We start from the raw sequence: 13,166 nt of genomic DNA, 5'->3' as shown, positions 1-13,166 counted from the left end.
ATAAAAAAGGGCAGCATTCTAAGTTTTAAAATTTGTGTTTCAAACCTTTATATTTATTAGAATCGAATTATGAAAGAGGTCTAATGAATTATCAACAAATCCAATTGATTTCGATAAATGGCATCTTGTAACATTAGCAACTTTTTATGGTGACAACTTATTTAGGAATAACAACGAGCTTATAATAAATGATTTTCAAGCCGTTAAAATTCCTTTTATGATAGATTATAATTTAGCAAAGATTACATTTACCACAACATGGGATGACAAAATAGAATTTAATCCTGCAAATTTGAACTCGGCAGAAAGAAACAACGACGCCCAACATCAGGTTTAAATTATGCCCGGGTGACATGGTTCTCGAAAGTTACTGCCTTTTAACTACTTTAGTGCTCGAGCGACAGGATAGTGCTTTTTAATCGGGCACAATATGAACCTGCAAAACGCTATCCTTGCTCAAACCCGAGGAACAAGGTCTCTACCTTATCGGGTTAATACCTAGTATATAATTGTGTTGTACAAATTTTTTCTCCTACTATGGAAAGTTGCCAAGCAAGTTAGGTCAAAAAGCTGGCCTAGTATTACTACCTCAACAAATACACTTTTCCCGCCTTGTTTTGCTCTTGTTTGAAATAGTCGACATAGGTAATTCTATATATATATAAATCCTGCTGGCAAGGCTTACCGTGGTAGGTGCCATCCCAACGCTGGGTGATATGATGGGACACGAACATTTCTTGACCCCATCTATTGTATATATGCATATTAAATTGAGCAATGCCTTTAAAAACACCCTCTGGCCCATAGGTTTCATTAATTGCTGGCCCTTGCCCATTGGGCGTGAAAGTATTGGGCATAAAGAACGTAAAATCGGGCGAGATAAATAATCGCCCAAAGGAGGAATCTTTGCAGCCAAATGTATTTACAGAAATAAGTTTTACGCGATATCGTCCCGTATCAGTATAATCATATATAGGGTTTATATCGGTAGTGGAATCTCCATTGCCAAAGTACCATATATAAGTATCGGCTCCAACAGAATTATTGGTGAAAGTAATGGTGGGTGTAAAAAACGAAACGGAATCGGGTGCTAAACTAAAGTTACTTTTAGGCCGTGGGTGTACAATCACCCTATCTATATATATAGTATCGGTGCTACACCCTATTGATGAGATTACCTTTAAACCTATACTATATAAACCTTCCTTCTTAAAAATATGTGTTGGGTTTTTAAGTTTAGAAGAAGTGCCATCGCCAAAGTTCCATAGCCAAGACATAATGGAATCGTTATTAATGGTGGAAAAATCGTAGAAGTTTGCTGGAGACTTCAAACAAATGGGGCTGTCGGCTATCAATAGTGGCACAGGGTACTCGCCTACTATGGCCAATTGGCTTAGCAAATCACTACAGCCAGAATCGGAGGTAACTTTTAAGCTCACTAAAAAACTACCTGAACTATTATATATATGATAGGGTGAACTATAGTTATTATTTGTAATAGTTTCTTGTATACCATCGCCATAATCCCAATCCCAAGTTATTATATTTCCTGCTGATATGGAACTTGTTTCATTAAAAAATATAGTATCGCCCAAGCATACCGTTCTTGAAGTAAATGCGGCATGTGGCGGTGGGTTTATCGTAATAGTTTGCAGAGCAGTATCGGTGCAACCATGATCGGATATAATAATCAAGGAAACATTTTTGGTTCCAAAATCTGCATAGGGATGTACTGGGTTTATAGCATTAGAAGTAAGGGTATCTCCAAAATCCCAAATGCGATTGGCAATGTTTATCATATTATAATTGCTACTGTCAGTAAACTGTACCGCTAGTTCGGCACAGCCTGCATTGCTAACAAAAGCAGCGGTGGGCACAGGATATAATATCACTTTTTTCGAGATGATACTATCCAATTTATTTTTTGTGTTGGTTACTTTCAGGGTAACTGTATAACTATCAATTTTATGGGTGATGGGATAAAAAACCAGTGGATTTTTGGCAGTATCTTTTAAATTATTATAACCAAAATCCCAACTATATTTCATTATAGTGCCGGCTGTGGAATGGTTTTTAAATTTAATAGGTTGGTAATTGCAATTTTTTTCTACTTCAAAATCGGCCACAGGCAAATCGGGATTGATGGGCGAGCAATTGGGAACAGCCGTAAGCACAGAGGTAACCAAAAGTTCAACATCGCCACGGGCATCGGCGGGGCTTTGCACTTGCACATAATATACACCTGTGGTCATGCAGTTAAGTGTGAATTTGGTGAATGCACTCACATTGCATGGGCCTGGAGTCATTGCATCGCAAGTACCATATAATATTCGATACCGAATTAAAGTAGACGACGCAGTTGTTTTATTGGCGAGTGCAAACGACATATCCATTTTATTGGTAGACGACATATTTACCTTGAACCAAGTGGTTTTATATCCTGAATCAATAGGATATAAACAACCCATATTGGAACCGTCTTCACCATACGAATCGCCCGATGTATGGCATGATACATCCGTTTTGCCCAGTGCTGTTCCCGCACCACTTATATTAATATCTATAGGGTCGCTACAATAATCTCCTTGGTCATTGTCGAGCCAAATTCTGGGTAAATATCTTCGTAAAAAAATATGATTACACCCTGTGAACATGATATAGTAACGACCCGATGTAGCACAGGTTAGTTGCCAGTCTTTGCCCAACAAATTAGCTGTGCTATAACTTATTTGCTCCACAAGCCCAGTGGAAGTGGAATCTCCTTTTACTATTTCTTTATAAAGTTTGATATCTTCATTCCAACTCAAGGTAATCCTACTATTGGTATCAATATTTACCAAGTCGTAATTCCACCTCAATTTTTTACCTTGGCCCACATCAAATCGATACCAAACTGTTTGATTGCCACAAAGATTTTGGTCAGTACTTGCTTTGGTGGCACAGTCAATAGAGCTATAAAAGCCTTCGAAAATTCCATTGCTCAATGCCGAATCTTTATATGGAGGTTTAAACTGCTTTAAACCATTTATCACATTGGCATTTATATAATGATCGTTATTGGGCAAATAAGAATTTATACTATCATATTTTACGGAAAGCTCCACCCAATCGTTTGGATATACTTGCGTTGCTGCTTGATCGACCACTATATAATATCTGGTGAGCAAAGTATCGCTACAAGTATTGAATAAAAAACCGGCAGTAGGCAGCAAACTATCGTTAGAACCTATATTATTGGCTACTTCAGAAAGTCCTTGAAAGATAGTAGAATCGACTTTCCCCGTTTTTTGCAATTGTGTAAAAGGTATAGCCCCATTTATATTGCTTTTATATATTTTAAATATTTTCCCCAATCCTGCTGAGCGATTTGGATCTGGTTTTTCATAACAATATACTTTTATCCTGCCTGCTCCTCCCACGGTGAAAGTATACCACAAATTACGTCTGATGGCATTTTGCATATTGGGTGGTGTATTATATCTTATTCTATTGTTCTGTATAGGATATGAAACAGAGGGATCGTAGATGCCAGTATATTTGTCGGCACCGGGGTCGTTAGCACTAGCACCTGTGGTACAGTTAAAAAAGTCGAAGCTTGCTGCATGGGTTTTCAAATAAGTCGAATCCCCTTGCTTACGGTCGTAAAAATTTCCGTCTCCAGGTATATTGCCAAAATCGTAAGCCAAATTTGCATGGTCGAAACGTGAATAAGGTACCGTGCTTACATAAGCTGAAAACATTAAAGAATCGCCTATCATCGAATCGCTCACATTGAAAAGTATCGTATAAGTGCCAGCTTGCATTTTGCAAATTTGTATATAATTATCTGCTATCATACATGGCTGCAATGCCGAGTCGGTAGCCATCCGGCTTGAGTCTTTGCGTACATCGAAATTATATATTCGTGCATATACTGTATAACTAATATTGGTGGTATTTGTATTTTTTAAGGTGAGATATGATTCCTGTTTTATATTGAAAACATAATAAGCCGTTCGGTTCATTCTATCGTTGCAAAACCAGGTAGTGGGATGCACTTTATAAGGTAAATTATTATTACAATTAAAGTACTCTGTATCCAAAGGATAATCCTGCGATATATCTTGCTGATAGCCCAACCCACCAGCTTTTAAATCGAAGGGTTTCTTACTATAATTTGTAGTATTGGCCTTATAAGGATAGTCGTATCTGGGCGGCTTGGGAGTATCATATATATATGCATACACATTGGTAGCTCGGGTAACCTTGTTCTCATCGGTAATATCGTTTCTATTATAACCTTTTCCCGATAAATAGGAAACCAATGTGTAAGTGCCCGGTGGAAGTGGGTAGCAATAATGTATGCGAATAGGCGTATCGCAGCCCCATTTGCCTGCTGAATCTTTATAATACTTGAGTGTATTGAGACCATTCCTGCAATCGCCCGTAAACAGTCTGAGCTTATGACTACTTTCATTAAGTGGTGAGAATCGTGCAACCGTATATTTGCTCACTGTAAATACCCGATAGAATAATTTAGTAAAATCGTTGCAAGGGGTTAAGTTATCAATGGTAGCTGGATTATCTACACAAGTGACTGTATCGGATATCGCCATTATTTTTTGTTCAATTGGCAACGTATTTATATCTCCCCATGTAGTATCGGGAGTATTGGGATTATTGAAACGGCTTTTAATTTTTCTATATACTCTCATTCTAATCTTGTCCGAATCGCTCACATTATTTTTAAACCCAAAAGTGGCTACCGTATGTGGGCCTGGCAACAAGCAAAAGCTATTGTTCTGTGGTGTTTGCATACAATGATATAGTGAATTGAGGCCACTCAAAACTTGCCCCGCCGAAAATTTATTTTGCGAAACAGCCAAGGCATTTGCATCGCCACTATATATTTTATAATCGTCGAAATAACCAAAAGCTGACAAAGAAAGCCTGGTTAATGTTATATACATACTATCGTTCACCCCATCAGCATCGGCATCGGCAATATTAAAGCGACGGTAGAGTGCTTTGGTGTAATTATTAGAACAGGGGTTCGACTCCGGTAACACATTATCCGTACAATCGAACGACCCGATATTGGAACTGTAAAGACTATCATACTTTATTGCATTAAAGTTATTTATATTGTCAATTTTACCCGCTTGTGCAAGCCCATAATTATTGATAGGCAAGGGCACAGTGTTGATTGTAATTTCTAGTTGGTCTCCCAGTGCATTGCCACAATTCATTGGGTCGCTGCTTAGTATACCCAACACTTGCAATGAATATTTACCACGTGCCAAACAAGGAAATTTTGTGTCGCTGCTAAATTCAATTTCTAAGTCGCTCAAGCTTGGGCCTGAGCTGCAATCGGCACCTGCATCCTTGCGGAATAATCTACCATATATAAAATTGCAAGTATGGCCCCAGTGGGCAAGGGTTATCGCTACACTTGCATCTACATCTAGCTCGAAAGTGAGCCAGGTTGCAAGATTAAGGTTATCTCCAGAACTGTTTTTATAACCATTCAAAGGGTTCACATCGCCACAAGTATTTGCTGCTAAACTCAGGCGTGAATTGCAACCCATATAATCGGTCAATTTTTTAGTAGTTGCCATATTACTGGTAATAACGCCCAATTTATTCGATGATGCCATTTGCCCCACTACAGGAACCGGTGCTTGGCTGGCAGCTTTGCCCAGCATGGTTACATCGAGCTTTACTGTGCCCGACTGATAACTGTAAAACAATAACTGTACACTATATACGGTATTGGGTTTTATGGTACATAAGTAATCATATTTCCCATCTCCTGTTGTACTTATTTTGCAACCATCAACCAAACTAAGTGAACCTAGGCTGCTGGTTTTTGCATCGCCTTCATACAAGCGATAAACGATGCGGCTGTCTTTGTTACCATTATTGACCCAAGAAGTATTCACCCTCAAAAAATCTATATAGGATGGGGTGTAAAAAGTGTACCAACTGCTTTGGGTAAATGTTTTTGCTTCATTGCCCAATGCCTGGCAATATTCAAGTTGGTCTTCTATACTCTCGCAGCCAATATCGTGACTTATAAATTTGCTAGCAGTAGATATCGTGCCGAACGAATATGCCTTTGCCATCATATCATAACTATTCAATACACCCGGTTCCGACAAGGTGAGCTCAATATATATTTTACCTTTAACGCCGTTCTTGGCAGAAATTTGCACCAGATAAGTACCCGGGTAAGAGCAGGAGGTAGAGGTGCTGCCAAACTTATCGAGCGGGGTAAGGTTAGAACTGTCCACGGTACTTACTGCGGGCAAGCAATTGCTTGTAAAGTAAGTTGTAATACCTGCATCACTTTGTGGAATGGTATTGCCCACTTGGTTCAATTTTAAATTGATGGATCGGGCGGTAGGTATGGTGAACTTAAACCACACTGACTTTACATTATTATTACTGCTTTTTTGGATGCTGTGAAAATTCTCTCCCTGTTGAATAGTGGCATTTGTCATGTCCACATTGCTTGAAGAAATAGTGGCAAGGGCAAATCCATTATTACCGATGGTAAGTACTTCGGATTTAGAGCAGTCATCGTTTGCAGGTACTTGGGCAAGTACATATTGCCCCAAGAACAGGAACACCAAAATGGTGAAACACGCCAAATTGCTCGTATGGTGTTGTGTGCTCTTATTCATGTGTTATTAGTAGAGCCCAAAACAGAGAAAATGGTTGCTTTAAGGCAACAGCAAAAGTAAAAATGTGCCAATAATTATCCTCCTATTTTTGTTACTACTATTGCTGCGAAATGTACTACACAAAAAATTAAGTTGGATAAAATTTCTTACAAAGTGGGGTGATTTTATTTTACGGTGATTTTGAGGATGACTATTGTTTTTATAACAACTGGCTATTTAGTATCTTATCAATAATGATAGATAATTCTTTAATTTCAGTATTCCCTTGTTTCAGTGCATTAATAATAACTTCTCCGTTTAAAATTTTGTTGAGCTGTTTGTTTCTTGCAAATTTCTTGATACCCTTAAAACTATAAGCGGAGCAGCCCAAAGTTTATATATGTCGCTTTTGTTAAATGATTCTAGTGATACAATGGAACTTTTTGCTTTTTACCCGCCTGCAGCTTGGCAGTATGATTATAGTAATGATACTACTGTGTACGATAGTTGCTCTTTAAGTATAAACGCAAGCCCTAACCCTTTTGGCAATAATATTGGATTAACTATTAATAACGCAGATAGTTATGACGCAGACATAGTGGTTAAGATTGTAGATTTACAAGCTTATCAAGTATATTCGCAGTTGTCAAATGTGTCACCCAATTCAAGTACGACCATAACGCCAGATACGGGTAATTTTACAGCAGGGTATTATTATGCTGTGGTATTTAAGAATGGAAATGCATGTTGTTATACGCTTATATACAAAGAATAATGAATAAATCTATTTATGTTTGTGTTATAACTTTGATAAGCATAAGCAGCTATGCCCAGCAACCCCAGAAATGGGTAAAGCTTATCAAAGATTATCCCAGTGACCACATGACTGAAGGGGCTTTTGATTTTGACAGTGTGGGGAATATATACGTCCCCACATTTTTAAGAACCCAACGTTCTATTATATATATATTAGATAAATATGGGAATACAATAAATAAAAAGCATTTTTTGTCTTCTAATTTTAATTCTGAAATTGTAAAATGTATAGTTGATAGAAACAGAATAACCTTATTGGGGGTTAATGATTATCATACTCTAAACAATAAGTCATGGCCACCGCAACTTATAGCTATGAATTATTGCGGAAACATTATAATATATATAATCGAGGAGTTACGGAATTTACTTTCTAAAAATAGAGAATGGAAGGTATCATAAATCTTTTAAAATTGTAAAAGAATAAAAAATTAAAAAAGCAGCGTATGGTGAGTATACGCTGCTTATATTTAAATAATTTAGCTATGCAAAGATAACCATCACTCTACTATCTCATACCCCAATTTCTCCAAACCTGGCAGTATCGTTTTCTTATCTCCCACCACTACTATATACATTTGGTCAACGGGCAAATACTCACCTGCTAAACGGGTGATAGCAGATTCGCTAAGTTGCTGCAAAGTTTGAAATTTTTGCATCATAAACTGCGGCGTGAGGTTATAGGTGGCAACGGTATTTAAATAGCCCAACTTTGCACCATTGGTTTCGTATTTCAAATCTTCGGCATTCATCAACGCGTTTTTGGTAAAGTTCATTTCTTCTATGGTAATACCTTGTTGCTTATAGTGTTCAAGTTCTTTTATTATTTCAAGAATGGCTGAGTCGGTCGCATTTTTCTTCACTCCAGCCGATACTGAAAAAGGTCCGGCAGTACTGCCCCCACTAAAGCTAGAGCGGGCTCCATAAGTCCACCCATTTTTTTCACGCAAGTTCAAATTGATACGCGAGTTAAAGGCTCCACCCAATACGTAATTCATCACCGTACATTTATAATATACCCCATAAGCGTCATAAGGCAAAGCTAAGTAACCCACTCTTATTTCACTTTGTGCAGCTCCGGGTTTGTCAATTAAATATAGTTTTGTTTTTTGTGTTTGATATTCTTTGGGCGTGGCGGGCATATCATAGTTTGTGCTTGGCAACATTCTCACAAATGCCAAAGCTTGCAGTGCATTTGGTTGTTCGATATCGCCCACCACGGTTATATACATGTTGGATGAGTTTAAATACTTTTTGTAAAAATCTTTTACATCATCTATAGTTATATTTTTTAAACTGGCAACTGTTCCATCGGCTGGAAGTGCGTTGATATTATTGGGACCATATACCAATTTTGCAAATAACTGCGAAGCCATGGTGGTGGCTTGAGTACTTTGGTTGGCAATTGATTCCATCAATCGGTTTTTAACCCTCGAAAAATCAGCTAGATCAAATTTAGGTTCCATTATTTTTTCGATGGCAATGCGGGTTACTTCAGGTAAGTATTTTTTCTGACATTCTATATCCAAAGTTATATATTCGCCACTTGCATTAAATGATATAGAAGAACCTGTCACCTCTATCATATTACTTAATTCTTCAGCACTATGTTTTAAAGTTGATTCGTTGAGCATGGCCGCCGTAATATTGGCCAAACCATTTTTGCTGGTATCATATCCGTCGAGTAAATGCCCTCCCTTCATAGCTACCCTAAAGTTAACAAAAGGCAATTCGGTATTTGTAATTCCATATACAGGTATATTATTTGGAATAGTTGTTTGCCAGTAATTAATATCATGTGGTGGATTTAATCCCGCACTACTATTTGGTTTTTTGTTACGGTCAAAAATATCCTTAGCTTTTAAATATTTAATGCCTGAATACTGGTCTTTGGGTTTTATATATCCTGCCGAGTCCACTATATAATCATCGGGAGCTGCACTTAATTCTTTTTTACCTTTGGGCACGGTGCTCACAACTAGTTTATGTTTGCCTTTTATATATTGATTGAAAACGCGTTTTACATCATTGGCAGTTACTTTATGATATGCTGATAACTCCTCTCCTATCATATTGGGGTTGCCCAAAAATGTTTGATACGAAGCCAATCGTGATACTTTGCTGCTCACACTTCCCAATGATTTTAATATACTATTTTCATATTCGTTTACTGCACGATTCAAATCATCGTTATTGGGTTTATATATATCAAATTCGTTTAAAGTTGCATTCAATAAAGAGTCCATACTTACCAATGAAGCACCCGGCATCGTTCTTACGGTAAATGTTATCTCGCCCGAAAGCTCATAAGTATACGAACCTACATTGGCAGTCATGGCTTTTTGTGGTTTTATAAAATTACGATACATAAACGAACCTCTTCCATTACTTAATATATGACATAATACATCGAGTGCTGCCTCATCGGGATGACCCATCGGTATACCTGGATATATAATACTCAGTTGCGGAAAACGGATATTATCTTCCATATTTACATGTCTGTCGGCTGCGAGCTGTGGCACATCAATAGGAGCTTTTCCCACTGTAGGACATTGATTAATCGTACCAAAATATTTTTCTGCAAGTTTTATAACTTGGTCTGTGCTCACATCGCCACCTACTGTAAGTGTAGCATTGTTGGGGCCATACCAACGCATAAAAAAACGTTTCAAATCATTCTCATCTACGGCATTCAATTCTTCCACATAACCAATGGTGAGCCAACTATAAGGATGTCCATAAGGATAAAAATTCTTTGCCGAAAACTCGCCCACTAAGCCATAAGGAACATTGTCATAACGCTGACCACGCTCATTTTTTACTGTGGATCTTTGTACTTCAAATTTTTGTTTGGTAACCGAATCTAACAAGAAACCCATGCGGTCACTTTCGAGCCACAGGGCCATTTCCAAATAATCTTTGGGTAATGTTTCAAAATAATTTGTGCGGTCACGATTGGTAGTTCCGTTCAAATTTCCACCTGCCTCACTTATATATTTAAAATGCATCTCGTCGCCCACATGCTCACTACCTTGAAACATCATGTGCTCAAAGAAATGTGCGAAGCCCGATTTGCCTATTTCTTCGCGTGCTGAGCCCACGTGATAGGTAACATCCACGTGCACCATCGGGTCACTGTGGTCTTCGTGGACTATAATAGTAAGTCCGTTTTTGAGTTTATACTTTTTGTAGGGGATAACTGTTTTACCGGGCTGTGCTTTTACTTCTTCTACCAGTGTGGCCTGTGCCATGCATAGGGTTCCAATAATGAGTGCAACTGAAAGGGCTGCTATATGTTTGTTAAATTTTGTGAAAATCATGGTGCGAATTTAGGTGAAAGTTTTCGTCATTGCGAGACTTAGGAATATTTAAGATTCGAAGACTCCCGTCATCCTGATCTTGTTTCAGGGTCTATAGATGCTGAAATAAATTCAGCATGACGCCGTATAGTTATTCATCAAATATTTTCTACTACATTTGTTCCAATATGTATTACCAAAAACTCTTCATCATTATATATATATGTTTGTGTACCACCATTAGCAAATCGCAAATTACTATATTGGCAAAAGACACCAATACTTCTATGCGTGGCTTGTGTGCGGTGGATGATAAAACCGTGTGGGCATGCGGCAGCAAAGGTTGGATTGCAAAAAGTATAGACGGAAAAAACTTCCGCTTTTGGCAACCCAAAGGTTATGAGAAATGTGAATTTAGAGACGTGGAAGCATTTGACACTAGCACTGCTTATGTATTGGCCGTAACCCGACCCGCTATTATATTAAAAACTATTGATGGTGGAAATTCTTGGATGGAAACATATAGAAGTGATGATACAAATATATTTTTAGATGCTATTTCTTTTTGGGATAGGCATCATGGAATAGCTATTGGAGATCCTATTGATAAATATTTTGTGTCAATTCGACCAAGTATAGGATATAGCTGGAGTGTAATGGATAGTTTAGGGACTATGATAGCCAAGCCCAACGAAAGTTTGTTTGCAGCCAGCGGTACTTGTATGCGAGCATTGCCCAAAGGCAGTTTGGCTTTTGTAACAGGAGGAGCAATAAGTCGCATGTGTTATTTGCATTCAATGAGTGATAGAGGGCCTATTAAAACTTACATATATAATATTGATAGTAATATGATACAACAAGGGAATTCCGGTTCAGGTGCATTTTCATTTTGCCCAATGTCAAACAAAACCAATGCTTTTATCCTGGTTGGCGGCAACTACGACAAGGAAAACCTCGCAGAAAAAAATGCAGTTATTATAATAGATGGTAAGCAAATAAAACCAAAAAAACTTCCCAATGGCTATAGAGAATGTGTGGAACTGGCAGGCAAATATTATATATGTTGTGGTCCTAACGGAGTTGATATAAGTAAAGATGGAGAAACTTGGAATTCATACTCCACAGAAGGTTTTCACGTTGTGCAAAAAGCAAAAAAGGGAAAGAAAATATTTTTAGCGGGCAATAAGGGAAAGATTGGGGTGATTGAGAAGTTGTAGTTCTACCCGTCATTCTGAGTCTCGTGAGCAGTATATATTTGTTGTAGTAAAACTTTAAGACGAGACGAAGAATCTGTTAGTATCGGAGACGGTGATATGATACCGTTTTCTAAAAAACAGATTCTTCACATTGAATCCCGATAGGTCGGGATCAGAATGACGATTGCACAAAAAAATAAAAAAACAATTCTCCAATTTCAAATATTTATCGTATTATTGCAATATTAATATATGGGTATTAGTAAAACCGAAAATTTCACCAAAAAACAAAACGATACTGCGGTATTGTTAAAAGCACTCGCACACCCTGCACGTATTGCTATTGTAGAGTATTTAATAAAAGTAGATGCTTGCATTTGTGGCGATATCGTAAATGAGTTGCCCTTGGCACAAGCTACAGTATCACAGCATTTGCGTGAATTAAAAACTGCAGGGATTATAAAAGGCACCATAGAAGGCAATGCGATTTGTTATTGTATTGATGGAAAAGTTTGGGATAAAATACAGGTATTTTTTGCGGGTGTATCCACTAAATTAGAAAAGAAAAATAATAAATGCTGTTAATCTATTGATGGTTGGTGGGGGCACCGACCATGTGCAAAGCCTGCAAGGTGGTTGGTGGCTCCGAAAACATTCGGGGAACCACGGACAACTGCGGTTGGCACATAGCACCACAAACATCAAAAAATAAATAAAATTATGAAACTATCAGAATTAAAAAATCATCTAAGTAATATAACTACTTTAAATGTTATACAGCCGAATGGAAAACAAGTGCCATCGCATTTCCATATCACAGAAGTCGGACTCACCACGAAACATTTTATCGATTGCGGTGGCGATATACATACCGACAAATATGCCAATATCCAAATATGGGTTGCCGATGATATTGACCACCGATTAAAACCCTCTAAATTTATACATATTATAGATTTGTCTGAAAAGGTTTTGAGTGGTGAAGATTTAGAAATTGAAGTTGAATATCAAAACGAAACCATTGGTATATATGGCTTGGACGTGGATGGAGAAAACTTTAAACTAACTACTAAGCATACAGATTGTTTAGCTAAAGCTAAATGTAATTTACCTCAGCCAAAACAAAAATTACAATTAGTCAATCTTGCAGCAAATGATGAAAGTTGTTGCACTCCCGGAGGAGCTTGCTGTTAATATTATATATAATA

Annotated in this window: 7 protein-coding genes; 5 read left to right on the top strand and 2 right to left on the bottom strand. The window is 37.7% G+C overall.

Annotation, left to right across the window (positions count from 1 at the left end; translation table 11 throughout):
* Window positions 1–584 precede the first annotated feature (584 nt).
* Window positions 585–6,665: a PKD domain-containing protein gene (locus tag SGJ10_05090; protein ID MDZ4757499.1), complete on the bottom strand. Its 6,081-nt coding sequence runs from the start codon at window positions 6,663–6,665 to the stop codon at window positions 585–587.
* A 379-nt stretch (window positions 6,666–7,044) separates the two neighbouring features.
* Between SGJ10_05090 and SGJ10_05085 the strand changes: the two genes are divergently transcribed.
* Window positions 7,045–7,419: a hypothetical protein gene (locus SGJ10_05085; GenBank protein MDZ4757498.1), complete on the top strand. Its 375-nt coding sequence runs from the start codon at window positions 7,045–7,047 to the stop codon at window positions 7,417–7,419.
* The gene (locus tag SGJ10_05080) at window positions 7,419–7,862 is read left to right on the top strand and encodes a hypothetical protein (protein ID MDZ4757497.1); all 444 of its coding nucleotides are present in this window, start codon (window positions 7,419–7,421) and stop codon (window positions 7,860–7,862) included. The genes SGJ10_05085 and SGJ10_05080 overlap by 1 nt, the downstream gene beginning before the upstream one ends.
* 98 nt (window positions 7,863–7,960) lie before the next feature.
* Here SGJ10_05080 and SGJ10_05075 read toward each other — a convergent pair whose 3' ends face one another.
* Window positions 7,961–10,783, bottom strand: a complete 2,823-nt coding sequence (locus SGJ10_05075; protein MDZ4757496.1) for a pitrilysin family protein — start codon at window positions 10,781–10,783, stop codon at window positions 7,961–7,963.
* 167 nt (window positions 10,784–10,950) lie between these two features.
* Between SGJ10_05075 and SGJ10_05070 the strand changes: the two genes are divergently transcribed.
* From SGJ10_05070 to SGJ10_05060, 3 genes are all read left to right on the top strand, one after another.
* Window positions 10,951–11,979, top strand: a complete 1,029-nt coding sequence (locus tag SGJ10_05070) for a hypothetical protein (protein ID MDZ4757495.1) — start codon at window positions 10,951–10,953, stop codon at window positions 11,977–11,979.
* Window positions 11,980–12,210: 231 nt separating this feature from the next.
* Window positions 12,211–12,543: a metalloregulator ArsR/SmtB family transcription factor gene (locus SGJ10_05065; GenBank protein MDZ4757494.1), complete on the top strand. Its 333-nt coding sequence runs from the start codon at window positions 12,211–12,213 to the stop codon at window positions 12,541–12,543.
* A 135-nt stretch (window positions 12,544–12,678) separates the two neighbouring features.
* Window positions 12,679–13,152: a DUF6428 family protein gene (locus SGJ10_05060; GenBank protein MDZ4757493.1), complete on the top strand. Its 474-nt coding sequence runs from the start codon at window positions 12,679–12,681 to the stop codon at window positions 13,150–13,152.
* The last annotated feature ends 14 nt before the right edge of the window (window positions 13,153–13,166 follow it).

The organism is Bacteroidota bacterium, assembly GCA_034439655.1.
Lineage (GTDB): Bacteria > Bacteroidota > Bacteroidia > UKL13-3 > UKL13-3 > CANJUD01.
The sequence above is the reverse complement of the archived record's forward strand: the minus strand, read 5'-3'. Positions and strand labels throughout refer to the sequence as shown.